The organism is Mycobacterium paraense, assembly GCF_002101815.1.
Classification (GTDB): Bacteria; Actinomycetota; Actinomycetes; order Mycobacteriales; family Mycobacteriaceae; genus Mycobacterium; species Mycobacterium paraense.
The window spans coordinates 143,510-167,001 of the sequence record NZ_LQPM01000030.1; the positions used below are offsets into that span (position 1 = coordinate 143,510).

Consider the following 23,492-nt stretch of genomic DNA (forward strand, 5'->3'; position numbering starts at 1 on the left):
TCACTCCTTCTCGGCGGCCACGAACAGCGTCTTGGGCGCGGCGTCCTCGACGCCCTGCGGGGGCCGGCGGTCGTAGGAGGCCATCAACTCCTCGGCCGGCGTCACCGTCACCTTCCATCCGTGCCGGCGCAACCAGTCCCCGACGTCCTCGCGCTCCTCGAAGTACCACAGGTCGTGGACGTCGGGGATGTCGCGCTCCGGCTGGAGCTTGGCCATCAGGTCGCGCACCCGCTGCATGTCCGCGCGCCGCTTTTCGATGGCGGCCTCGTCGAGGAAGTCGGGGCCGGGGGCCTCCACCGCGATCCGGCTGCCCGCGGCGCCCAGCGCGTCGACGCGGTCGAACAGCAATTCCTGGGCCGCCGCCGGCAGGAACGGCAGCAGGCCCTCGGCCGACCAGGCGCTCGGCAGCGAGGCGTCAAAACCGGCCTCGCGCAACGCGGCCGGCCAGTCGTGGCGCAGATCGACCGGGACGTGCACCAGGTTGCACGTCGGCTCCGCGCCGTGGTCCCGCAGCGTCGAGGACTTGAACTCCAGCACCCGGGGCTGGTCGAGTTCGTACACCGTGGTGCCGTCGGGCCAGGGCAGCCGCCACGCCCGCGAGTCCAATCCGGCCGCCAGGATCACCACCTGCAGCGCGCCCGCGCGCGTCGCGTCGAGGAAGAAGCCATCGAAAAACGACGTCCGGGCGGCCATGTAATTGACCATCGACTGCATCCGCGGCTTCAGGTCGGGTTCGGCCTCGGCGATCTCGGCGGGCAGGTCCGGCGCCGCGAACCAGTTCCACATGCCCTCCCCCGCGGCGTCGAGGAACACCCGGGCGAAAGGATCGCTGATCAGCGGGTTTTCGCTCTCGGTTTCCGCCGCGCGGGCCGCCGCGACGCCCAGCGCCGTGGCGCCCACGCTCTCGGTGATCTCCCAGGTGTCGTTGTCGGTTCTGGCCACCTCACGCCCTCCAATTCGCTAGCACGACTACCTACCCGACCGTACGCGCGCCGGATGTGAACAAGCTGTCCGTCACGTTGATCCACCCTGGCCCGGAAGTATCCGGTTAAGGTCTCGACATGCGAGTTGACGGGCGCGATATCAGCGTTTCGGGCAACTTGCTGCAACCGCTGACCCGGCGGACCAACGACATCCTGCGACTCGCCGCGGCGGTGGTGTTCTTCGCGATCGTGATCGCCGGTTCGCTGATCACCCGGCCGCAGTGGCTCGCGCTGGAGCGATCGATCTCGGAGATCGTCGGGGTGCTGACCCCCACCCAGTCCGATCTCGTGTACCTGGCCTACGGCATCGCGATCCTGGCGCTGCCGTTCGCGATCCTCATCGGTCTGGTCGCCGGGCGGCAATGGAAGCTGCTCGGCGCGTACGCGGCCGCCGGGCTCATCGCGGTCCTTTCGCTGTCCATCGGCGGCAACGGCATCTCCGCACCGCGCTGGCATTTCGACCTGATGGACCGGCCGCAGACCGCGCTGGCGCAGATCCTCGACGACCCGCGGTGGATCGCGATGCTCGCCGCGGTCCTGACGGTGTCGGGTCCCTGGCTGCCCGCGCGCTGGCGGCACTGGTGGTGGACGCTGCTGCTGGCCTTCGTGCCGATCCACCTCTTCGTCAGCGCGATCGTCCCGGCACGCTCCCTGCTGGGGCTGGCGGTCGGCTGGCTCGTCGGCGCGCTGGTGGTTCTGGTGGTCGGCACTCCCGCGCTCGAGGTGCCGCTGGAAGGCACGGTGCGCGCGCTGGCCAAGCGGGGATGCGTGGTCTCGCGACTGCAGGTGGTGCGGCCGGCCGGACCCGGGCCGCTGGTGCTGTCGGCCACGTGCGAGGGCTCCGGCGCGGACTCCGAATCGGCGCTGATCGAGTTGTACGGCCCGCATCAGCGCAGCGGCGGTGCCCTGCTTCAGCTTTGGCGAAAGCTACGGCTGCGGGCCAGGGAAACCGCGCCGCTGGTGGCGTCGATGCGCCGCGCCGTCGAGCACCGCGCGCTGCTGGCCATCGCCGTCGGCGACGTCGGCCTCGCGAACACGTCGACGATCGCCGTCGCCAGCCTCGACCGGGGTTGGATGCTGTACGCGCACAGGCCAATCCGGGGCATTCCGCTCGAGCAATGCGCGAAGACGACTCCCGTCGACCGCGCGTGGAAGTCGCTGCGAGAGCTCAACGACCACCAGATCTCCCACGGTGACCTGCGTGCCCGGGAGATCACGGTCGACGGCGGCACGGTGCTCTTCGGCGGGTTCGGCAACGCCGAGTACGGGGCCACCGAGACCCAGTTGCAATCCGACATCGCCCAGCTGCTGGTGACGACGTCGGCGCTGTACGACGCGAAGTCGGCGGTGGCCGCCGCCATCGACGCGTTCGGCGCGGACACCGTCCTGAGCGCCTCGCGCCGGCTCACCAAATCCGCGGTCCCCAAATACATCCGGCGCTCGGTCGCCGATGCCGGGGCGGTGATCTCCGGCGCCCGCGCGGAGGTGAAGCGGCAGACCGGCGCCGACCAGATCAAGACCGAAACGATCACCCGGTTCACCCGCCGGCAGGTCATTCAGTTGGTGCTGCTCGTCGCGCTGGTCTATGTCGCCTACCCGTTCATCAGCACCGTTCCGACGTTCGTTGCCCAAGTGAGCAAGGCGAACTGGTGGTGGGCGCTGCTGGGCTTGGCGATCTCGGCGCTGACGTATGTGGGCGCCGCCGCCGCGCTGTGGGCGAGCGCCGACGAGTCGGTGGTCTTCTGGAAGCTGTCAATCGCCCAGGTGGCCAACACCTTTGCCGCGACCACCACACCGGCCGGCGTCGGAGGACTCGCGCTCAGCACGCGGTACCTGCAGAAGGGCGGCGGGCTGTCCGCGGTGCGTGCCACCACGGCGGTCGCCTTGCAGCAAGCGGTCCAGGTGATCATGCACCTCGTGCTGCTGATCCTGTTCAGCACGGTCGCGGGTGCGTCGATGGACCTCTCGCACTATGTTCCCAGCGCCACGGTGCTGTACCTGATCGCCGGCGTGGCGCTGGGCATCGTCGGCACCTTCCTGCTCGTGCCGAGGCTGCGGCGCTGGCTGGCAACGGATCTGCGGCCGAGGCTGAAGGAGGTGACCGGCGACCTGGTCGAAGTCGCCCGGGAACCGAAACGCTTGGGGCTGATCATCCTCGGTTGCGCCGGAACGACTCTCGGTGCCGCGCTCGCGCTGTGGACCAGCGTGGAGGCCTTCGGCGGCGGCGCGACGTTCGTCACGTGCACCGTGGTGACGATGGTCGGGGGGACGCTGGCGTCGGCGGCCCCGACGCCCGGCGGCGTGGGCGCCGTGGAGGCGGCGCTGATCGGTGGTCTGGCCGCGTTCGGCATACCCGCGGCCACCGGCGTGCCGTCGGTGCTGCTGTATCGCGTGCTCACCTGCTGGCTGCCCGTATTCGTCGGCTGGCCGGTGATGCGGTGGTTGACCGACAACGAGATGATCTGAGCGCGGTCAGGGTTCGTCGGGCTCGGACGTGACGACGAAAACGATTGACTTCCTGGCGGTTTCGCCGACCGTGGTGGTCAGGAACACCACGTAGTACTCGCCGGGCACCGACTGCGCGGCCGTGATCGCGACGTCGGCCGAGGCCGACCCGTCGGCGCCGAACTGCCCGGAGGCCGGTGTCACGGTGATCCCGGGATCGGTGGAGGTGCCGGTGACTTCGTAGCCGCCGGTGGCGTCGGCCATCCGTTGCAGGTCGAGCTGCACGGTGCCGGCGTGTCCCGGTTGGAGCCGGACGATGGGCTGGGGAGGGTTGACGGTCACCGCCGAACTTCCCGTGGCGAACGACGGGGGCGCGGCGGACTCGGCGGTGCCCCAGCTCTTGTTGGGGTAGGCGGCCAGGGAGTAGGCGACCTCGCCGCCGGTGCGGATGATCGACTCCGGCAGCCAGGTGCGATCCGTGGGCCGCCCGTCGACGCTCAGGCCGCCGATGAATCTCAGGTGGTGCGGCCCCGACGCGCCCGGGGCGGAGATCCGCATGAATCTCCCTGCGGAAAGGGCGATGACGACGCGGTCGAACAGGGGCGCGGCCACCGTCAGGATCGGCGTTCCCGGCGTGCTCGGGTACAGGCCGAGGGCGGCCCAGACGTACCAGCTCGACATCGCCCCGAGGTCGTCGTTGCCCGGCTCGCCGTCGGGCTTCGGTCCGAACAGGCCGCGCACCCGGTCGACGGTGAGCTGGGTCTTCCACGGTTGGCCGACGTAGTTGTACAGCCACGGCACCCCGAACCCGGGCTCGTTGCCGGCCCAGAGGTAGGGCGCGTTGGGGCCGACGTTGAGCTTGGTGGTGAACCGGTCGAGCCGGTCGGCCACCGCCGCGCGGCCGCCGAGCGCGGTGACCAGACCGGCGACGTTGTGCGGCACCCACCAGACGTATTGCTCGGCGTTGCCCTCGTCGTACCCGTCCTGGCCGAAAGCCCTTGGGGAATCGATGTATCCGGGGCCCTCGCGGAAGAACCCCATCGCGCCGCGGGGCGAGACATACCGGGTGGTGGGATTGAACAGGTTCTGCCAGTACTGGGCCCGGGTCTGGAAGGTGGCCGCGGTCCCGGCGTCGCCGAGCGCGTCGGCGAATCGGGAAATCGAGAAGTCGTCGACCGACCACTCCAGCGTGATCGACGCGTCGGCGATCCAACCGCCGTTGCCGAACTCGACGGTGTGCGGCGCGTAGCCCAGCCCCAGGTAGGTGGCGATGCCCGGCCGCTCCACGTAGCCGTCCCGGCCGACCCCGCCCTTGGTCGCCGCGTCGACCATGTAGCGCAGCGCCGCGCCGACGTCAAAGTCCTTGCCCCCGTAGGCGTACAGGTTCACGATCAGCGGGACCACGTTGTCGCCGCTCATCTCGCCGGTCGCCGAATTCGCCAGGGCCCAACGGGGAAGCGAACCGCTCTGCTCGGCGTCGTTCACCAGCGATTGCGCCATGTCGCTGGCCCGCTGGGGAAAGAGCAGGCCCTGCAGGGCGGCCAGGCTGCGGTAGGTGTCCCAGTCCGAGAAGTTCGCGTACTGGGTCCGCCCGTTTTCCACCCTATGGATCGCGCCATCGAATCCGATGTAGCGCCCGTCGGCGTCGTTGAACGTGTTGGGGTGCAGCAGCGAGTGGTACAGCGCGGTGTAGAAGGTATCCACGTTGCCAACGTTGCGGCCCGCCACCGAGATACACGACAACGTGGCGTTCCACTCGGATACGGCGGCGGCGCGCGCTTCGTCGAAGCTCATCCCGCCCTCGGCCTCCAGGTTCGCCCGCGCCCCGTCGATGCCGACGTAGGAGATCGCGGTGCGCACCTCCAGCGCCGAGCCGGGCGGGAACTCCACGTACCCCCCGCTGTAGGGCGATGCCGCGCCGCGGACACCGGGGTACACGGCATAGCCGTCCCAGGAGCCGTAGGAGGTGAACGGCCGGCTGAATTTCATCGCGAAATAGACGGTGTAGGTGTTCGGCTTGTCGCAAAATCCGCCGCTGGTCGCCCATCCGGTGATCGTGGTGTTGTCGTCGCCGATCTGGATGGCCGCGCGTGAATTGCCCGCCAGCGACGCGCCGGAACGGACGTGCAACAGGGCGGGCCGACCGTTGTGCGGGTAGCGGAACCGGCCGACACCGGTGCGGGTGGTGGCGGTCAGCTCCGCGGTCACGCCGGTGCGCGGAAACCGCACGGTGTAATGGCCCGGCGCGCCTTGCTCGCTGTCGTCGTGCGCGATCCCTTCCCACGCGTTCCACGGCTGCGCGCCGATCGGCGTGGTGGTCGGCAGCATCGAGATGTCACCGAACGCGGCGCAGCCCACCGAGGCGTGGGTCATGCTGAACCCGGTGGAGCGCGGGTTGTCGTAGTTGTAGCCGGCGTAGTTGCCGACGGTGTCCGGCGAGTACTGCACCATCCCGAACGGCACCGTGGCGCCGGGAAAGTTGTTGATCTCCCCGACGGTCTCGCCGCCCGTCCCGGTCCCGATCAGGGTGTCGACGTGGTCGACGGGGTTGGCGACCAACTGCGGCTCACCGTCGTAGGCGATCGGCGGGGCCGCCGCGATGAAGGTCAGCAAGAGGGCGGTCGCGGCGAGCAACGCGATGAGGCCCCGACGGAGGCCACGTGATCGCATAGCTGTCTATTACTGCATCCCCGCGTCGTTGCGGTGCTTTTCGCGCGTGCCGGAGGGCCCCAATTTTCTAGCAACTTTTCCCGCCCACTTCCGCTAGTCTCATTCCGCGTGGCTGGCGCTGGTACCGGCCCAAAATTCGGGAGATTTGATCGATGAAACAGTTGACCGCAGCAACCATTACCGTGGCGCTGAGTGTGGCGCTCGTGGCATGCGGCTCTAGCAACAAGTCATCGCCGTCGACATCGACATCGACGTCGACATCCACGTCAACCTCGACCACCACTTCGAAAGCCTCCGCGACGCCGAGCGCGCAGGGCGGCCCGACGATCGCCGACTACGTCCGCGACAACCACATCACCGAAACGCCCATCCACCACGGCGATCCCGGCCCCAACGTCGACCTGCCGGTGCCCGCCGGCTGGCAGATCACCCAGAACTCCGGCACGTCCTACGGCGGCATCGTGCTGTCGCAGCCGGCGAACCCCGCCGATCCGCCCACCATCTCGGCGCTCTACTCCAAACTCACCGGTGACGTCGACCCCGCGAAAATCCTCCAGTACGCCCCCAACGAACTGCTCGGCCTCCCCGGCTACCAGGGCGGCAGCGGAAACGGCAAGGCGTCCACGCTGGCCGGGTTCCAGGCCTGGCAGCTGGGCGGCACCTACCAGCGCGACGGCAAGACGCGCGCCGTCGCCCAGAAGACGGTGGTGATTCCCAGCCAGGGAGCGGTGTACGTGCTGCAGCTCAACGCCGACTCGCTCGAAAGCGACCAGGGACCGTTGATGGACGCCACCAACATCATCGACGACCAGACGACCATCACCCCCTGACCACCGGCGCCTTCCGGGGCGCCGCGGCCGTGAGATCGCTGCGCCGCGGCGCCCCGTTGGCCTTACGGTGTTGGCATGGCAGAACAGTCGCACGCGATAGACGCGGGGCACCCCCCGTCGGCACTACTGCGTCTCGTCAACCCCGTCCTGGGTTTCCTGCTGCGCACCCCACTCGCGGGGCCCGCGCGCAAGCAGCTGATGGTGTTGAGCTTCACGGGCCGAAAGACGGGGCGGCCGTACACGATTCCCCTGAGCGCGCACCTGATCGATGACCAGCTCTACGCGCTGACCGGCGCCCCGTGGAAGCAGAACTTCCGCAACGGCGCGCCCGCGCAGGTCGTCTACGACGGCAAGACGACGGCGATGCGTGGCGAGCTCATCCGCGACCGCGAAATCGTCTCCGACCTCTACCACCGCTGCGCCGAGTCCTACGGGCTGCAACGCGCACAGCGCATGATCGGGCTGAAATTCCGCGACCCGCGCATACCGACCCGCGAGGAGTTCGCGGAGGCCGTCGACCGGATGCACCTGGCGGCGGTCCGGTTGACTCCGGCCGGCTAGCGCTTCGGCGCGCGCGTGTGCGCGGTGAGCAAGCGCTGATCGAAGCGCGAGCGCGAGGTGATCGCCTCCCTGCCCAACTCGGCGAAGTCCTTGACGATCTGCTGGGCGAGCGGCCAGAGCTTCATGTTGCGCACCTGGGAGAGCGATTTGAGCAGGTTGAAAGCGGCGTCCTCGTCGACGCCGTACACCAGCATCAGCATGCCTTTGGCTTGGTCGATCACACCGCGGCGCTGCGCGATGGCGGCGACTTTCGCGGTGATGGCGTCCTCGGCATTCTTGGTGGCCGTCGGCGTGACGTCGATGTAGAAGCCGTGGGTGCCGATCACCTCGTCGTTGTCGTCGCAGAATTGGTCGCCCACCACGACCACGTGGTGGACGACGCCGTGGGTGTCGACGATGCGATGCCGTGTGCTGAACGCCTGGCGCTGATTGACCATGTCGTTGATGGTCGCGGCCACCTGGCCGCGATCGTCGGGGTGCTTGTGCGACAGCACGAGTTCGGTGGTCGGCGTGACCGTTCCGGGTTCGTACCCGTGCATGCGCTGCACCTGCTCGGACCATTCCCAGCGTTGGTCTTCGAAATAGAAACGGAACCAGCCCGCGCGCTGGGGTGTACCGCCGGCGAGCGCCTGCTCGACGGCTTCCGTTTGACCGTCTAGTTCCCAGGCCACGCTGGGCGCTTCCGGAGGATCGCGTCGCTTTCCCGCAGGCGACGCTCGGTGTCGCGACACAGTTCGCGGGATCGGTCGACCTGCTCCCGCGCGCGTTGCACGGCGCCGGCGACCGAGGGCCGCAGCGATCCGGCCGCACCGGAGCTTCGCCTGAGGGCCTCGCGGAGCACGGCCGTCCGCTGGGCGGTCCGGGCACGGTGGGCCTTCTGGCGGCACGCCGGGGAGCAGTAAACCGCGTCCGAGCGGGCCGAGAAGGCGCCGCCGCACATCGAGCACGTGGTCATGGCCATAGCCGTTACGTTACAGCTAATGGCAAGCGTTACGGCTACGCCGCGACCCGCGTCACCGCTGGCGGCGGTTGCGCTCGGTCACCCTGCGATAGGCCTGGTCGAGATCCTCAGCGGGAACCTGTGAGCCGGCGATGCCCTGTTCGGCGGCGAGCGCGGGGTCGATGACCGCCGCCGATCCGCGTCGATAGATCTCCTTGAGCCCTCGCATGGTGGTCCGCGGCACGGCGGCGATCTGGGCGGCCAGCTCGAGGGCGCGGGGCAGCAGGTCGCCGTGAGCGACGACCTCGGTGACCAACCCGATCCGTTCGGCCCGGCGGGCGTCGACGATCTCACCCGTCATCGACATGCGTCGCGCCATCGCCGCGCCGACGAGTTGCGGCAGGCGGGCGGTCATCCCCCCGCCGGGCAGGATGCCAACGTGCGCGTGGGTGTCGCCGAAGATGGCGCGCTCGGAGGCGATCAGGAAGTCGCAGCCGAGCGCGATCTCGAGGCCGCCGGTAAACGCCGGCCCGTTGACGGCGCCGATGACGGGTGTGCGCATCTGGCCGACGCGGGTCACGCAGTTGTGCGACTCGTACACCTCGAAGTAGTCCCTGCCCCTGCGCGCGGCTTCCTTCAGATCGACTCCCGCGCAGAAGGCGGGATCGGCGCCCGTCAAGACGACTACGGACACGCTCTCGTCGTCGTCGGCGGCACACAGCGCGTCGAACAGCGACTCAACGAGGCTGCGGCTCAAGGCATTACGCGCCTCGGGCCGGTTGAGGGTAAGCACTCGAATGCCGTCGCGGTCGACCGAGGCGAGGGGCTGGCTCACGCGCCCCCCTCGAGGCTCGCGCCCGCGCCCGCGCGGGTTCGGGTGATGATCGGCCGCGGATGACCCGCCGCGAGCGCCGTCCGCCGCACCGAATCGGCGACCGCGTCCGCCCGGCGGTCGGGCACCAACGCGATCACGCAGCCGCCGAATCCGCCGCCGGTCATCCTGGCGCCGAGGGCGCCGGCCTGCACCGCGGTGTCGGCGATCAGGTCGATGTGTTCGGTGGAGATCTGAAAGTCGTCGCGCATCGAGACGTGCGAGGAGGTCAGGATGTGGCCGGCTTCGACGAAGTCCGAATCGCGCAGTGCCGCCACGAAATCCAGCACCCTGCCATTCTCGGTGAGGACGTGGCGTGCGCGGCGGGCATCGATCGGGTTGCCGACCGCGTCCAGCTCCGCGCGCCCGCGATCCCAGACTTCCCGCAGCGACGACGCCCGCAAGTCGGCGGCCGCGCGCTCGCACGATTTGCGGCGGGCGGCGTATTCGCCGCCCGCGTGACCGTGCCGGGACCTGGAGTCGATCAGCAACAGCGTGACACCGCTCGCTTCGGGGTCGAAGGCCACCGGCGTGATGGCGAGGTCGCGAAAGTCGATCAACAGCGCGGTCGACGGTTCCCCGAACAGCGAGGCAAGCTGGTCGAGCAAACCCGTTGGGGCGCCGACATAATCGTTCTCGGCGCGCTGGGCCAGCCTCGCCTGCTCTTTTTCGTCGATGCGCATACCAGCGGCCGCCGCGATCGCGCCGAGGACCGCGCATTCCAGCGCGGCCGAGGAGGACAGCCCCGATCCCATCTCCACGTCGCTGGTGATCGACATCGTGCCGCCGGGTATCGGTTGGCCGGTTTGACGCAGCGCCCACACCACTCCGGCGACGTAGGCGGCCCAGCCCTCCACCTGGCCGGGAACGGTGTCGAGCGGGAACCGCACCGCGCCCTGGGCGCGCTGGCTGTGCACGGTGATCGCATCGGAGCGGTCGGGCGCGAACGTCACCACGGTGCGCTGCGGCAGCGCGATCGGCAGCGCGAAGCCGAGGTTGTAGTCGGTGTGCTCACCGATCAGGTTGACCCGCCCGGGCGCGGCGTAGCGGACCGTCATGACAGCTCCCGCAACCGCGCGGCCACGGCCTCGGGCGTGACGTCGCTGATGAACGCGTCCATCGCCGATTCGGAGGCCGCCAGGTACTTGAGCTTGGTCGCGCTGCGCCGGATCGACATCAACTCGATGTGGAAGTAACCGTCGGCCTGGGCGTGGGTGTCGGCGTACTGGTGCAGCGCCGAAATGTAGGGCAGCGGGCCCGAATACATGCGGTCGAACCGCCCCAGCACGTCGAGGTACATGCGCGCCAGCCCGTCCAGTTCGCCGTCGTCGAGTTCAACGAGGTTGCGCACGAACCTGTTCGGATAGATGTGCACCTCGACCGGCCAGCGCGCCGCGAAGGGCACGAACGCCGTGAACAGCTCGGTGCGCCCGACGACGCGAGCGCCGTCGGCGACCTCGCGCGCCAGCAGGTCGGCGAACAGGTTGCCGCCGTGGCGCATCCGGTGCTCCCGGGCCCGGGCCAGCATGGTGGCCGTGCGCGGCGTCAGGAAGGGATAGCCGTAGATCTGACCGTGCGGGTGGCTCAGCGTCACCCCGATCTCCTCGCCGCGGTTTTCGAAGCAGAACACCTGCTCGACGCCAGGCGTGGCCATCAGTTCGGCGGTGCGCTGGCGCCAGGCCTCGACGACCAGCCTGGCATGCGCCGGCGGCAACGCCGCGAACGACCCGCTGTGGTCGCTGGAATAACAGACCACCTCGCAGCGGCCGTGCGCGGGGGCGGACGCGAACCCGGCGCCGGCGGGCACCGACGCCGGCCGGCCGGCGCCCGAGAGGCTCGGGAAACGGTTTTCGAACACGACGACGTCGTAGTCGGGGGCCGGCACCTCACTGGTCAGGCCGGTCGGGCCCGGGCACAGCGGGCACTGATCGGCGGGTGGCTTGTAGGTGCGGTCCTGGCGCTGCGCCGCGACGATCACCCACTGCCCCGTCGAGAAGTCGAAACGCAGCTGCGACTGGTCCGGATCTCGCGGCGGCAGGGGCCTGCGGTCTTCGACCGGCGCCGGCCGGTGGCCGGGCAGCGCGAAAAACAGGAGGTCGCGGCCGTCGGCCAGCTTTGCCCGCGTCGGCGCTGTCACGAGGTCGAACACTAGCTTGGCCCGCGCGGTGCGGTTCGGGTAACCATGGGGTGTCCCGCAGACCAGAGGTCAGGAGATCACCGTTCTCTACGAAAAAGCCCGAAACTGGTGGATCGGGTCGGACCCCGGCCTGCTGCGGTTGCGGATGGCGACGCGGACGACGGCCGCGCTGGGCTGTTCGCTGCTGATCATGTACCTGGTGACCAAGGCGACGGGACAACCCCTGACCGTCGCCCTGCTCGGCGTCGTCATCACCATGGTCGCGTCGCGATCCGTCAACGAGCCGGACCTTCGCCAGCAGCGCATCACCATGGCGCTGCTGCCGGTGCCCGCCGCGCTGTCGATCAGCGCGGCGGCGCTGCTCGCGCCCTACGCCATCGCCAGCGACGCGGTGTTCGTCGCCATCGTCTTCACCGCGGTGTACATCCGGCGCTTCGGCGCCCGCGGCAGGGCGCTGGGCATGGTCGCCTTCATGTCCTACTTCTTCACTTTGTATCTGCGAGCGCGAATTTCGGAGTTGCCCTGGCTGATCGGGGCGGTGGTCGTCGGAACGCTGTGCACGTTCGTCATGAGCACCTACGTCCTGCCCGACCGGCCCGAAGGCGTGCTGCGGGCCACCGTTCGGGCGTTGCGGGCCCGGATGGCGATCGTCGTCGACACCACCGCCGAGGCGGTGGCCACCGGCCGTCTCGACGAGCGGCGTCGCCGCCGCATGCGCGCCCGCACCATCCGGCTCAACGAGACCGCCCTGATGGTGCAGGGCCAGATCGAGGACAAGGCCGATCCGGCCATGCTGTGGCCCGGGGTCAGCAGCGAACAACTGGCCCCCTGGCTGTTCGACGCCGAGCTGGCCATCGAATGGGTCGCGACCGCGGGCCGGCGAGCGGCCGCGCTGTCCGCCGACTTGCCCCCGGCCGTCCGCACCGAACTGGTCGCGGCGCTCACCCAGCTCGCGCGGGCGATCCGCACGGCGCAGGCCGGTGGCCTCGGCCAGGCCGCGGACCGGGCCCAACGGATCCTCGACCGGCAGGCTTCGGCGGGCGCAAGCGACGACGACCCCGGCGAGGCCGCGGTGCGCCGCCTCGCCCTGGCGATCATCAACGCCGCGACGGCGACCGCGGAGGTCCGGGCGATCGTCGAGGGCACGGCCGCCGCGAAGGCCGGCGCCCTGCGCGGCGACGAGAGCGTGCCCGCGCCCGACGCCGCGGCCCCCGACAACGCCGACGAGGAGGGGCTGCGGCCGACCACCCGCCAAGCCATCCAGGTGAGCGTCGCCGCGTCGCTGGCCATCGTCACCGGGGAGCTGGTGTCGCCGGCGCGCTGGTATTGGGCGGTGATCGCGGCGTTCGTGATCTTCGCGGGCACCAACTCCTGGGGTGAGACCCTGACCAAGGGCTGGCAGCGGTTGCTGGGCACCATTCTGGGCGTGCCCTGCGGCGTGCTGGTGGCCACGCTGTTCGCCGGGAACACGGGCGCCGCGCTGGCCGCGATCTTCGTGTGCCTGTTCTGCGCCTTCTATTTCATGACCGTCACCTACAGCCTGATGACCTTCTGGATCACCACGATGCTGGCGCTGCTGTACGGCCTGCTGGGCCAGTTCTCGTTCGGCGTGCTGATGCTGCGGATCGAAGAGACCGCGATCGGTGCCGTCATCGGTGTGGCCGTGGCAATCCTGGTGCTGCCCACCAACACACGGACCACCATCCGCAACGACACCCGCGCCTTCCTGACGGACTTATCGGCGCTGATCGAGATCTCCACGGCCTCGATGTTCGGCGAGGAGCAGACGGCGAGCCCGACCGAACAGGCCCGCCAACTCGACCGGGCGCTGCAGCAGTTCCGGATCAGCGCCAAGCCGCTGCTGGCCGGGGTGGCCGGGCTCGCCGGCCGGCGAAACATCCGGCGCGGCTTGCGGATATTCGCCGCGTGCGATCGTTACGGGCGAAGCTTGGCGCGCAGCGCCGAGCAATACCGGGACACCGCCGGCTGCGCCCCGGAGCTGGCCGAAGCGTTCAAATCGGCCGCCGCGCAGACGCAGCGCAACATCGAGGCGCTGATCGCGGCCATCGGCGGTGTCCACGCGCCGACGATCGTGTCGGTGACCGACGACCTCGACGCCGCCGAAACCCTGGCCCGTCAGCAGGACGGCGCGGACGCTCCGCGCCCCGAAACCCGGCGGTTCCTCACGGCGGTGCACGCGCTTCGCCAGATCGAGCGGGCCATCATCACCGCGGCCACCAACCTCGGCGCCCGGGACAACCCGAACGTGCCCAGCGCGGTCGCGAGCTGAACCTCACGACGCCGCACGCATTTTCCCGAGGATGTTCGCCAGCCGCATGACCGCCAGCATCAGCATCCCTTGCACCTCGGGCTTCTGGTCGGGGGGCAGGTTGTTGACGTCGTTTTGCACGGTGGTGGCTTGGTGCTGCAGCGCCGTCAGCCGCTGATTTCGCTGCGCCGGGTCCAGGCCGTTCCATTGGTCATCCAGCTCGGAGGTCTGCCGGAGCAACTCCTGCACCTCCGACCTGGCGTCGGTGGGCGGCGCGGGCGGCGGCTGCAGGGGGTGGAAGTGGCTCAGCGACGGTTGCGCGGGCGCCCCGGCACGTGCGGGGATCCCTACCAGGATCGCGGCGCCCAACAGGCCGGCCTCGATGATTGCCATGATTTTCGTTGGAAGGGTTGGCATTTGGCGTTCTCCGGGCTAGGGCGCGAACGCGCAGATGAATCCGAGCGCACGCTCGCATTCCTCCCGCGTGCGGAAGATGGGCGGTGGCGGAGGCGGCGGCGGTCCCTCGACGATGTTGTCGGGGCAACCGCCGTAATAGCCGGGCGGGCACTGCTCGTGATAGACGTGGCACACGTTCAGGTCCCACCCCGTGGCCCTTAGCCCGGGCCACACGTAATCGCCCGGGCACCAGCGCATTCCGGGCCCGTGGTAGCACCCCGTTCGTGACGAGCAGTGGTCGTCGTCGGCGCGGGCGGTCGCAGCGGCCGGCCCCGCGCCAACCGCCGCGACCCCGCCCGCGAGCACGGCGCCGGCGACGACCCACTTGAGGGTGTCGGTGGCGTACATGCGCTCAGGGTGCCGCGCAACGCTTGGCGGATCTTCGCCGAATCCTTGCGAAATTCTTGCGTTCGCCGGATCACCGTGACAGCGGGGCGCGCGCGGCTAGCATCTCCGCATGGGCACTCCGAACCTCCCGCCGGGGTTCGACTTCACCGACCCCGACATCTACGCCCACCGGCTTCCGGTGCAGGAGTTGGCCGAGCTGCGCGCGACGGCCCCGATCTGGTGGAACGAGCAGCCGCCCGGCCAGGGCGGGTTCGGCGACGGCGGCTACTGGGTGGTGAGCAAGCACCGCGACGTCCGCGAGGTTTCGCTGCGCAGCGACGTCTTCTCGTCGGCCGAGAAGTCGATCGTGCCGCGCTACCGCGACGACGTGGCCGCCGCCCAGATCGAGGCGGGCCGCACGTCGATGATCATGATGGACGATCCCGAACACAACCGGCTGCGCAAGATCGTCTCGCGCGCCTTCACGCCGCGCGCGATCGAGCGGCTGCGCGCCGACCTCAGCGAGCGCGCTGCGCGCATCGCCGCCGAGGCCGCCGCTGCGGGGTCCGGCGACTTCGTCCGGCAGGTGGCCTGCGAGCTGCCCCTGCAGGCCATCGCGCGCCTGCTCGGGGTGCCCGAGGAGGACCACGAGAAGCTGTTCGACTGGTCCAACAAGATGATCGGCAGCGACGACCCGGAATTCGCCGAATACGATTCCCTGACCGCCGCCGGCGAGTTGATGTGGTACGCAATGCAATTGGCGGCCCGCAAGGCCGAAGATCCCGGTGACGACATCGTCACCGCGCTCGTCCAGGCCGACGCCGACGGCCAGCGCCTCTCCGACGCCGAGTTCGGCATGTTCGTCGTCACGCTGGGCATCGCCGGCAACGAGACGACACGCAATTCGATCACGCAGGGGATGATGGCCTTCGCCGATCACCCGGAGCAGTGGGAGCTGTTCAAGGCCCGCCGGCCGAAGACCGCCGCCGACGAGATCATTCGCTGGGCAACGCCGATCACGGCGTTTCAGCGCACGGCACTGGTCGACACCGAACTGGGCGGCGTGCCGGTCACGAGGGGCCAGCGGGTGGCGCTGTTCTACCGGTCGGCCAACTTCGACGAAGACGTCTTCGACGACCCGTACGCCTTCGACGTCCTGCGCAGCCCCAACCCGCACCTCGGATTCGGCGGCACCGGCGCGCACTACTGCATCGGCGCCAACCTGGCGCGCATGACGATCGACCTGATGTTCAACGCGATCGCCAACCACCTGCCGGACCTGGTGCCCGCCGGCGAGCCCGAGCGGCTGCGGTCGTCGTTCATCAACGGCATCAAGCACTGGCAGGTCGACTACCAGGGCAGGCCGGCCCAGGCCTAGACGCTCGGCTGGGGGCTGCCCAGATCGTCGCGGTCGCTGGTCGCGATGAAGTCCTCGATCAACTCCACCACCTGGCTGGGCGCCTCCACCTGCGCGAAGTGGCCGACGTCGGGCAGGATTTCCAGCCGCGCGTCGGTGCGGGCCTCGTGCGCGGCGTAGGCGTGATCGACGGGAATGATGCCGTCCCGCTCCCCCCAGATCGCCATCACCGGGAGGTGCTCACGCAGCCGCAGCCTGCTGAGCGCGCTGACCGCCTGCCCGCGGTAATCGACCACCGAGCGCAGCGTCCGAAGGAACGACTGGCGGGTCTCCCGATCCGACAGGGACGAGTAGGCGGCCCACAATTCGGCGCCGCGCGGCGATTGAATGCCGGCGTTGCGCAGCCACGACCTCAGCTGGTTGCCGACGGACAGCACCGGCTTGGGCGCGATGATCGGCAACACCAGCTCCGCCCCGGGCGCCGAGAGCAACCGCAGCACCCACCCGACGTCGGGACCAAGGCCGCCGCTGCTGATCAGGATCAGCCGCTTGGCGTAGTCGGGGTGCTGGTACACGAACTGCATCGCGACCCCGCCGCCGAGTGATTGGCCGACCAGGGTGGCCTGGCTCACGCCGAGTTCGTCGAGCAGATCACGCAGCCAGACCGCGAAGGCCCCCAGCGAATAATCCGTGCGGGGCTTCGCCGACTCGCCGTGACCGAGCAGGTCCGGGGCGATGACCCGGAACTTCTTCGACAGCGGCGGTATCACCGCCCGCCACGTCTCTGAACTGCCGGCCATGCCGTGGATGAGCAGCAGCGCCTCGCCGTCGCCCTCGTCGCGGTAGGCGACCCGATCGCCGTGTAGCTCGAGAAACTTCAACTCGCTCATCGGCCCCGGATACCCGCTCGGGCCGGATTTACGGCCGCGCCGACCGAAATCGTGACGAGAAACGCATCCGGGCCCGGTCGTGCCGGGCGCCTCAGCGATGATTGAGGTCATGACCGAACCAGGCGCGGCTCGTGTGGCGGTCTACCTCGACTTCGACAACATCGTGATCTCGCGGTACGACCAGGTCAACGGGCGCAACTCGTTCCAGAAGGACAAGGCCGGCGGACTCGAGAAGCATCCCGAGCGCCAGTCCCGGGCCACCGTCGACGTCGGGGCGATCATCGACTTCGCGTCGTCGTTCGGGACGCTGGTGCTCACCCGGGCCTACGCGGACTGGTCGGCCGACGTCAACGCCGGATACCGCGGGCAGCTGGTGGCCCGCGCGGTCGATCTGGTGCAGCTGTTCCCCGCGGCGGCGTACGGCAAGAACGGCGCCGACATCCGGCTGGCCGTCGACGCGGTCGAGGACATGTTCCGGCTGCCCGATCTGACCCACGTGGTGATCGTGGCGGGCGACTCGGACTACATTCCGCTGGCCCAGCGCTGCAAGCGGCTCGGCCGCTACGTGGTGGGCATCGGCGTGGCCGGCTCCTCGAGCCGGGCGCTGGCGGCCGCCTGCGACGAGTTCGTCATCTACGACGCGCTGCCGGGGGTTCCGGTGCTCCAGCCCGAACCGGCGGCCGCCGGCGCCGCCAAGCCGACCAAGCGGACCGGACGCGCCAAGTCGGAAAAGCGCGACGAGCCGGACGAGCCGCCCGATCCGCAGGTCACCGCGACCGCGCTGCTCAAGCGCGCGCTGCAGATCGGTCTGGAGAAGGACGACGCCGACTGGCTGCACAACTCGGCGGTGAAGGCGCAGATGAAGCGGATGGACCCGTCGTTCAGCGAGAAGTCGTTGGGTTTCAAGTCATTCAGCGATTTCCTGCGGTCGCGGTCCGACGTCGTCGAGCTGGACGAAAGCTCGACGACCCGCATGGTGCGGCTGCGCGTGGAGGACTGAACGCCTCCCCTACGCTGACGACCGTGACGCAGGAAGTCGTTCGGCCCGGACGCTGGCTCACCCGCAACGTTCGGGTGCTGTCCGCGGTCTCGTTCCTGCAGGACACCGCCAGCGAACTGCTGTATCCACTGCTGCCGATCTACCTCACGGCCGTGCTGGGCGCGCCCGCGTCGGTGGTCGGTGCCGTCGAGGGCGTCGCCGAGGGCGCGGCGTCGCTGACCAAGCTCGCGGCGGGCCCGCTGGGCGACCGGTTCCAGCGGCGCCCGTTGATCGCCGCCGGGTACGGCATGGCCGCGCTCGGCAAGGTGATCATCGCAGTGGCCGCGGCGTGGCCGGGGGTGCTCGTGGGCCGCGTCGTGGACCGGCTCGGCAAGGGCATCCGGGGCGCGCCGCGCGACGCCCTGCTGGTCGACGACGTCGACGAGGCCGTGCGCGGCCGGGTATTCGGCTTCCACCGCGCGATGGACACCTTAGGCGCCGTCGTCGGCCCGCTGCTGGGCCTGGCGGGCTACGAGCTGCTCGACCACCGGATCCCGCCGTTGCTGTATGTCGCGATCGTGCCCGCCGTCCTCAGCGTGGCCCTCGTTCTTCTGGCCCGGGAGCGGGGCCGACGCGGTCCGCGGCCCCAGCGGCAATCCATGTGGGCCGGGGTACGCGCGTTGCCGCGGCCCTACTGGCGGGTGACCGCGCTCCTGGTCGCCTTCAGCGTGGTGAACTTCCCCGACGCGCTGTTGCTGTTGCGGCTCAACGAGATCGGCTTCTCGGTGGCCCAGGTGATTCTGGCGTATGTCGGCTACAACGCGGTGTACGCGGTGGCCAGCTACCCGGCCGGGGCGCTCGCGGACCGCGTCGGCCGTCCGGCGTTGTTCGGGCTCGGGCTGGCATTCTTCGCGATCGGCTACACGGGCTTGGGGCTGACCACCGACACGGTGACCGCGTGCCTGCTGATCGGCGCGTACGGGTTGTTCACCGGGTGCACCGACGGCGTGGGCAAGGCGTGGATTTCCGGGCTGGTCGACGGGGAGCATCAGGCCAGCGCGCAGGGCGTGTTCCAGGGCGGCACCGGCCTGGCCGTGCTCGTGGCGGGGTTGTGGGCGGGCTTCCTGTGGGGCTCGAACGGCCAACTGCCCCTGCTCATTTCGGGAATCGCGGGCGGCGTGTTCGCGGTGGCGGTGCTCGGCGGGCAGCTGGTCCGCGGCGCCAGGCGCGGGTAGCCACGGGCGCACTCGCTAGACATTTTTTGTCTGATGTATGGCGGGTACCCGCCGTTCGGCCCGACGTCGTTGACAGCCGACCGGCCTGGCCATACGGTGTGTGAAAGTTGTCGCGAGGAGACCGTCATGACCGTCGGTGCCGCTCCCACAAGCGTTTTCGATGCCGGCCTGCCGACGCTGGAGTACGCCCCCGAGGAAACCCCCGCCGAGGTCTATCCCCGCCTGCAGGCGGCGCAACGCCGGGCTCCCGTCGCGATGGGGCCGTTCGGCCCCGAAGTGCTCTCCTACCGGCTGGTGCGCTCCGTGCTGCGCGACTCCCGGTTCCTGATCCCGCCCGGGCTGAACCTGCTCAGCCAGGGCATCGATTCGGGGCCGCTGTGGGACAAGGTGGTCAACAGCCTGCTGGGCATGGAGGGCGCCACCCACCAGCGGGTGCGCAGCCTGGCCTCGAAGGCCTTCACGCCCCGGGCGACCCTGCGCCTGCACGACACCATGGTCGCCGTGATGAACGAATTGGTCGATCGGGTCGCCGACGCGGGCCGCTGCGACGTCGTCACCGACCTGGCCCGCCCCTACCCGGTCCCGATCATCTGCGCGCTGCTCGGCGCGCCACGCGAAGATTGGCAACGGTTTTCCGCGTGGGCGGACGACATCTTCAAGGCCTTCAGCTTCACCGTCGACCTTCGCGACGTCGAGCCGGTCGTCATGCGCGCGTGGGGCGAGCTCGACGAGTACGTCGACGCCATGGTGGCCCGGCGCCGGCACAGCCTCACCGACGACCTGCTGTCGGATCTGATCCGCGCCGAGGAGGACGACGGCGATCGGCTGAGCGCCGTCGAGTTGCGCATGATGGCGGGCGGCCTGCTGCTGGCCGGGACGGACACCACCCGCAACCAGGTGGCCGCGTCGGTGCATGTGCTGTGCGAGCACCCGGAGCAATGGGGGTTGCTCAAGGAACAGCCCGAGCTGGCGATGCGCGCGGTCGAGGAGACCATGCGCCACTCGCCGATCGCGTGCGGGACGCTGCGCCTGGTCGCCGAGGACGCCGAACTCGACGGCTACCTTTTCCCCGCCGGCACCACGGTCCTGGTGAATACCGCTGCGGCCAACCGTGATCCGTCGGTCTACGACGACCCGGACCGCGTCGACATCACGCGCGACGGGGCGCCCCCGATCTTGACCTTCGGCGGCGGCGTGCACTACTGCCTGGGCGCGAACCTGGCGCGGCGCGAGATCGCCGAGGCGCTGAACGTCATCGCGAGCCGGCTGCTGAACCCGCGCACCGCCGGACCGGTTCCATGGAAGCCGATGGCGAGCCTGAGCGGCCCGACGAGCCTGCCCATCGAATTCGACACGTAATTTCTTGCGCGAGGGAGGATGGTGCGGTGATCCTCGCCATCGACCTCGGCAAGACGTCCTGCCGGGCCGCGGCGGGCGGCCGGCGGGCCGAGGGCGCGGGCGCGCCGGGGCTGGCGGCGCCCGGCGGCGTGCGGGCCGCGGAGGCGGCGATCCTGGCCGTGGCAAGCGAATTCGCTCCCGCCGACCAGGTGATCGTGGGCGCCGCCGGGGCGCTGACGGCGCCCGACGCGGCGCGCCGGCTGGGCGCTGCTCTGCTGGCCGCGCTGCCCGCCGAGCGCGTCGCGGTGACCAGCGACGCCGTCATCGCGCACGCCGGCGCGCTGGACGGGCAGCCGGGGATCGTGCTGGTCGCGGGCACCGGCGTCGTCGCGCTGTCGATCGGCGCGGACGGCACGCTGCGGACCGCCGACGGCTGGGGCCCCTGGCTCGGCGACGAGGGCGGCGGCGCGTGGATCGGCGGCGCCGGGCTGCGTGCGGCGCTGCGCGCCCGCGACGGCCGCGGCCCGTCCACCACCCTGCTCGACGCCGCCCGGGCCCGCTTCGGCGCGCCGGAGACCTGGCCCGCACAGCTCACCTCCGCCGCCGCGCTCGCCTCGTTCGCGCCCGACGTGCTCGCCGCGACGGGTGACGCCGCGGCGCGGGCGATCGTGGACGCCGCCGCCGCGGCGCTCGCCGCGACCGCCCGCGCGGCCGGTGACGGCCCGGTCGCGATGGTCGGCGGGCTGGCGGGAGTCGAGGCGCTCCGCGAGCGGCTGGAGCTCGTCCCGGCCGCCGGCGACGCGCTCGACGGCGCGCTGCGGCTGGGGGCGATCCACGAGCCGCACGTGATCCGCGTGCAGGCCGGCTCAACAGCCCTTGGCCCACGCGGCCTCGACGGGCTGGCCACCGAGGCGTCCCGGCCGGACCTGGACGACCTGGACGCGCGGCCCATCGGCGACGTCGTCGCGCTGCTCGTCGCGGCCGAGGGCGAGGCGCACCGGGCGGTGGTCGCGGCGGTGCCGCGGATCGCGGCCGCGGCCGAGGCGATCGCCGCGCGGCTGCAGCGCGGCGGCCGCCTGATCTACGCCGGCGCCGGGACGCCGGGGCGCCTCGGCGTGCTCGACGCCGCCGAATGCGCGCCGACGTTCGGCACCGACCTGGTGCGCGGCGTCATCGCCGGCGGCCCGGCGGCGCTGACCGAGGCGATCGAGGGCGCCGAAGACCGTTTCGACCCAACCGATCTCGCCGACCTGACCGCCGCGGACGCGCTCGTCGGGGTCACCGCGTCGGGCCGCACACCGTACGTGCTCGGCGCCCTGCGGCACGCGCGTTCGATGGGCGCGCTGACCGTCGCGATCGTCAACAACCCGCGCAGCGAGGCGTCCGCCGACGTGGTGATCGAGTTGCTGACCGGGCCCGAGGTGCTCGCCGGCTCCACCCGGCTGACGGCGGGCACCGCCCAGAAGGTCGTGCTCAACGCGCTCTCCACGAGCGTGATGATCGCGCTCGGCCGGGCCTACGGGCCGCGCATGGTCGACGTGCGCGCGACCAACGCGAAGCTGCGCCGCCGAGCGGTGCGGATCGTGCGCGACGCGGCCGGCGTCGACGAGCAGGCCGCGGCCGCCGCGCTGGCCGCCGCGGGCGGTCACGCCAAGACCGCGATCGTCGCGCTGCTCGCGGGCGTCGACGCGGCCGAGGCGGCCGCGCGGCTCGACCGGGCGCGCGGACGCGTGCGGGACGCGGTCAGGCGACAGGCGGGCGCTGGGACGACCACGGATGGGCCGATTCCAGTTGCGCGGCAACGCGAATGAGCACATCCTCGCGCCCGTACGCGGCGACGAGCTGGACGCCGATCGGCAGGCCGTCGGCGCTGCGGTGCAGGGGCAGGCTGATCGCCGGCTGTCCGCTCATGTTGAACGGCGGGGTGAACACGGCGAATTGACCGGCGCGGCGCATCGGCGCGTTCGGATCGCCGGGATCGTTCTCGAATTCGGTGAGCGGCAGCGGCGGTTCGGCCAGGGTCGGAGTGAGCAGCAGGTCCCAGCCGTCGGCCCACCATCCCTGTAGCTCCCGGCGGAAGGCCCAGCCCGCCGCCTGGGCCGCCGCGTAGTCGAGCGCCGTCAGCCGCTTGGCGTGCCGGACGAGCGCCCAGTTCACCGGCTCGAGGTCGTCCTCGGTCAGCTCGCGTCCGAGCGTCTCGCCGAACCCGCGAGCGGCCATCGCCGTCTGCGTCGCCCACATCGCCATGAACTGGGGAGTCAACGACGTGTCGGCGAGGCACGCCGGCCAGGCCGGCTCGACGGCGTGGCCGAGCCCCTCCAGCATCGAGGCCGCGGCGCGCGCCGCCGCGGCGCAGTCGTCGTGCAAGAACTCGCCGCGCGGGTGCACGTCGAGCAGCCCGATGCGCAGCCGGCCCGGATCGGCGCCGAGGTCCTCGGCGTAGGGCCGCTGCGGCACGGGCGCGATGACGGAGTCACCGACGCCGGGACCGCGGACGGCGTCGAGCAGGCGCGCCGTGTCGCGCACCGTGCGGCTGACGCACAGTTCGACGCCCAGCCCGGACTCGCTGCGGGCCGGCCCGACCGTGATCCTGCCCTGGCTCGGCTTGAGACCCACCAGCCCGCAGCACGACGCCGGGATCCTGATGCTGCCGCCGCCGTCCGAGGCGTTGGCGAAGGGGACCATGCCGGCGGCCACCGCGGCCGCGGCGCCGCCGCTGGACCCGCCCGGCGTGCGGTCGAGCGCCCACGGGTTGCGGGTCGCCCCCCAGGCCACCGGCTGGGTGGTGGGCAGGGTGCCCAGCTCGGGGCTGTTGGTCCGCCCGGCGATCACCAGGCCGGCCGCCTTGAATCGGGCGACCAGCGTCGTGTCGGCGCTGTCGGGGATGGCCGCCTCCTTCAGCGCGCGGTTGCCGTTGGACAGGGTCTGACCGGCGAAGCTCGTATAGAGGTCCTTGAGCAGGAAGGGCACGCCGCGAAACGGCCCGTCGGGCAGCTCCGGGCCGGCCGCCACCGAGCGGGCGTGGTCGAACCACTCGATGACGACCGCGTTCAGCGCCGGGTTGAACCGCTCGATCCGCTCGATCGCCGCCTCGAGCAGTTCACCCGGCGCCACCTCGCCTCTGGCCACCAGTTCCGCCTGGTCCGTGGCGTCCATCCAGCGGGTCTCGTCGGCAAGGCTGCTCATGGCTTTGTTGTGTACCAC

Annotated in this window: 19 protein-coding genes and 1 pseudogene; 10 read left to right on the top strand and 10 right to left on the bottom strand. The window is 70.7% G+C overall.

From position 1 onward, the window contains the following. Positions 1–942: a class I SAM-dependent methyltransferase gene (locus tag AWB89_RS21730; protein ID WP_085176432.1), complete on the bottom strand. Its 942-nt coding sequence runs from the start codon at positions 940–942 to the stop codon at positions 1–3. Between the two features lie 119 nt (positions 943–1,061). Between AWB89_RS21730 and AWB89_RS21735 the strand changes: the two genes are divergently transcribed. Next, positions 1,062–3,449 (top strand): lysylphosphatidylglycerol synthase transmembrane domain-containing protein, encoded by a 2,388-nt coding sequence (locus tag AWB89_RS21735; protein WP_085176434.1) that lies wholly within the window; start codon positions 1,062–1,064, stop codon positions 3,447–3,449. A gap of 6 nt (positions 3,450–3,455) precedes the next feature. Here the strand turns inward: AWB89_RS21735 and AWB89_RS21740 are convergent, their stop codons facing one another. Then, a complete protein-coding gene (locus AWB89_RS21740) occupies positions 3,456–6,098 on the bottom strand; it encodes a GH92 family glycosyl hydrolase (RefSeq protein WP_085176436.1) in 2,643 nt (880 codons plus the stop codon). Between the two features lie 152 nt (positions 6,099–6,250). Here AWB89_RS21740 and lpqN point away from each other — a divergent pair, with 152 nt between their 5' ends. Both lpqN and AWB89_RS21750 read left to right on the top strand, forming a co-directional pair. Next, positions 6,251–6,928 carry an envelope biogenesis lipoprotein LpqN gene (gene lpqN, locus AWB89_RS21745; RefSeq protein WP_085097253.1) on the top strand — a complete coding sequence of 226 codons (678 nt, stop codon included), beginning with the start codon at positions 6,251–6,253 and terminating at the stop codon, positions 6,926–6,928. A gap of 75 nt (positions 6,929–7,003) precedes the next feature. Then, on the top strand, positions 7,004–7,489 hold the full coding sequence (locus AWB89_RS21750) for a hypothetical protein (RefSeq protein WP_085097254.1): 486 nt from the start codon (positions 7,004–7,006) through the stop codon (positions 7,487–7,489). Here the strand turns inward: AWB89_RS21750 and AWB89_RS21755 are convergent. The 4 genes from AWB89_RS21755 to galT form a co-directional block, all read right to left on the bottom strand. Then, complete coding sequence (locus tag AWB89_RS21755) at positions 7,486–8,160, bottom strand: PAS and ANTAR domain-containing protein (protein ID WP_085176438.1); 675 nt, start codon at positions 8,158–8,160, stop codon at positions 7,486–7,488. The two genes, AWB89_RS21750 and AWB89_RS21755, sit on opposite strands and share 4 nt — an antisense overlap. 342 nt (positions 8,161–8,502) lie before the next feature. Beyond that, on the bottom strand, positions 8,503–9,264 hold the full coding sequence (locus AWB89_RS27115; RefSeq protein ID WP_139830651.1) for an enoyl-CoA hydratase: 762 nt from the start codon (positions 9,262–9,264) through the stop codon (positions 8,503–8,505). Beyond that, positions 9,261–10,358, bottom strand: coding sequence for a galactokinase (locus tag AWB89_RS21770; RefSeq protein ID WP_085176440.1), 1,098 nt, complete (start codon positions 10,356–10,358; stop codon positions 9,261–9,263). The genes AWB89_RS27115 and AWB89_RS21770 overlap by 4 nt, the downstream gene beginning before the upstream one ends. Further along, a complete protein-coding gene (gene galT / locus AWB89_RS21775; protein WP_372515321.1) occupies positions 10,355–11,437 on the bottom strand; it encodes a galactose-1-phosphate uridylyltransferase in 1,083 nt (360 codons plus the stop codon). Before galT ends, AWB89_RS21770 begins: the two co-directional genes overlap by 4 nt. Before the next feature lie 145 nt (positions 11,438–11,582). Here galT and AWB89_RS21780 point away from each other — a divergent pair, with 145 nt between their 5' ends. Continuing rightward, positions 11,583–13,727 (top strand): FUSC family protein, encoded by a 2,145-nt coding sequence (locus AWB89_RS21780; protein ID WP_085176444.1) that lies wholly within the window; start codon positions 11,583–11,585, stop codon positions 13,725–13,727. A 3-nt stretch (positions 13,728–13,730) separates the two neighbouring features. Here AWB89_RS21780 and AWB89_RS21785 read toward each other — a convergent pair whose 3' ends face one another. Beyond that, complete coding sequence (locus AWB89_RS21785) at positions 13,731–14,099, bottom strand: hypothetical protein (RefSeq protein ID WP_085176446.1); 369 nt, start codon at positions 14,097–14,099, stop codon at positions 13,731–13,733. 39 nt (positions 14,100–14,138) lie between these two features. After that, on the bottom strand, positions 14,139–14,510 hold the full coding sequence (locus AWB89_RS21790) for a hypothetical protein (RefSeq protein WP_085097274.1): 372 nt from the start codon (positions 14,508–14,510) through the stop codon (positions 14,139–14,141). A 109-nt stretch (positions 14,511–14,619) separates the two neighbouring features. Here AWB89_RS21790 and AWB89_RS21795 point away from each other — a divergent pair, with 109 nt between their 5' ends. Beyond that, positions 14,620–15,867 carry a cytochrome P450 gene (locus AWB89_RS21795; protein ID WP_085176448.1) on the top strand — a complete coding sequence of 416 codons (1,248 nt, stop codon included), beginning with the start codon at positions 14,620–14,622 and terminating at the stop codon, positions 15,865–15,867. Here the strand turns inward: AWB89_RS21795 and AWB89_RS21800 are convergent. Next, positions 15,864–16,736, bottom strand: coding sequence for an alpha/beta fold hydrolase (locus AWB89_RS21800; protein WP_085097277.1), 873 nt, complete (start codon positions 16,734–16,736; stop codon positions 15,864–15,866). The genes AWB89_RS21795 and AWB89_RS21800 overlap by 4 nt on opposite strands. A 97-nt stretch (positions 16,737–16,833) precedes the next feature. On the opposite strand from AWB89_RS21800, the gene AWB89_RS21805 reads away from it, so the two are divergent. The 5 genes and pseudogenes from AWB89_RS21805 (at position 16,834) to murQ (ending at position 22,099) form a co-directional block, all read left to right on the top strand. Beyond that, positions 16,834–17,736, top strand: a complete 903-nt coding sequence (locus AWB89_RS21805; protein ID WP_085097280.1) for an NYN domain-containing protein — start codon at positions 16,834–16,836, stop codon at positions 17,734–17,736. Between the two features lie 23 nt (positions 17,737–17,759). Next, positions 17,760–18,950 carry an MFS transporter gene (locus AWB89_RS21810; protein WP_085176450.1) on the top strand — a complete coding sequence of 397 codons (1,191 nt, stop codon included), beginning with the start codon at positions 17,760–17,762 and terminating at the stop codon, positions 18,948–18,950. A 126-nt stretch (positions 18,951–19,076) separates the two neighbouring features. Beyond that, positions 19,077–20,309, top strand: coding sequence for a cytochrome P450 (locus AWB89_RS21815; RefSeq protein WP_085176452.1), 1,233 nt, complete (start codon positions 19,077–19,079; stop codon positions 20,307–20,309). After that, positions 20,249–21,052, top strand: a pseudogene (locus AWB89_RS28505) (BadF/BadG/BcrA/BcrD ATPase family protein); the annotation flags it as partial. The gene AWB89_RS21815 and the pseudogene AWB89_RS28505, both read left to right, overlap by 61 nt. 90 nt (positions 21,053–21,142) lie before the next feature. After that, positions 21,143–22,099 carry an N-acetylmuramic acid 6-phosphate etherase gene (gene murQ, locus AWB89_RS28510; RefSeq protein ID WP_372515371.1) on the top strand — a complete coding sequence of 319 codons (957 nt, stop codon included), beginning with the start codon at positions 21,143–21,145 and terminating at the stop codon, positions 22,097–22,099. On the opposite strand, the gene AWB89_RS21825 is transcribed toward murQ, so the two are convergent. After that, entirely contained in the window at positions 22,032–23,474 is a 1,443-nt protein-coding gene (locus tag AWB89_RS21825; RefSeq protein WP_085176456.1) for an amidase, read from the bottom strand. The genes murQ and AWB89_RS21825 overlap by 68 nt on opposite strands. Positions 23,475–23,492: the final 18 nt, after the last annotated feature.

Bases quoted from the DNA above. Each gene is read 5' to 3' on its own strand.
- AWB89_RS21785 (WP_085176446.1), bottom strand. From the start codon at position 14,099: ATGGCAATCATCGAGGCCGGCCTGTTGGGCGCCGCGATCCTGGTAGGG.
- AWB89_RS21735 (WP_085176434.1), top strand. From the start codon at position 1,062: ATGCGAGTTGACGGGCGCGATATCAGCGTTTCGGGCAACTTGCTGCAA.
- AWB89_RS21790 (WP_085097274.1), bottom strand. From the start codon at position 14,510: ATGTACGCCACCGACACCCTCAAGTGGGTCGTCGCCGGCGCCGTGCTC.
- AWB89_RS21800 (WP_085097277.1), bottom strand. From the start codon at position 16,736: ATGAGCGAGTTGAAGTTTCTCGAGCTACACGGCGATCGGGTCGCCTAC.
- AWB89_RS21815 (WP_085176452.1), top strand. From the start codon at position 19,077: ATGACCGTCGGTGCCGCTCCCACAAGCGTTTTCGATGCCGGCCTGCCG.
- AWB89_RS21795 (WP_085176448.1), top strand. From the start codon at position 14,620: ATGGGCACTCCGAACCTCCCGCCGGGGTTCGACTTCACCGACCCCGAC.
- AWB89_RS21740 (WP_085176436.1), bottom strand. From the start codon at position 6,098: ATGCGATCACGTGGCCTCCGTCGGGGCCTCATCGCGTTGCTCGCCGCG.
- lpqN (WP_085097253.1), top strand. From the start codon at position 6,251: ATGAAACAGTTGACCGCAGCAACCATTACCGTGGCGCTGAGTGTGGCG.
- AWB89_RS21750 (WP_085097254.1), top strand. From the start codon at position 7,004: ATGGCAGAACAGTCGCACGCGATAGACGCGGGGCACCCCCCGTCGGCA.
- AWB89_RS21770 (WP_085176440.1), bottom strand. From the start codon at position 10,358: ATGACGGTCCGCTACGCCGCGCCCGGGCGGGTCAACCTGATCGGTGAG.
- AWB89_RS21780 (WP_085176444.1), top strand. From the start codon at position 11,583: ATGGCGACGCGGACGACGGCCGCGCTGGGCTGTTCGCTGCTGATCATG.
- AWB89_RS21825 (WP_085176456.1), bottom strand. From the start codon at position 23,474: ATGAGCAGCCTTGCCGACGAGACCCGCTGGATGGACGCCACGGACCAG.
- AWB89_RS21805 (WP_085097280.1), top strand. From the start codon at position 16,834: ATGATTGAGGTCATGACCGAACCAGGCGCGGCTCGTGTGGCGGTCTAC.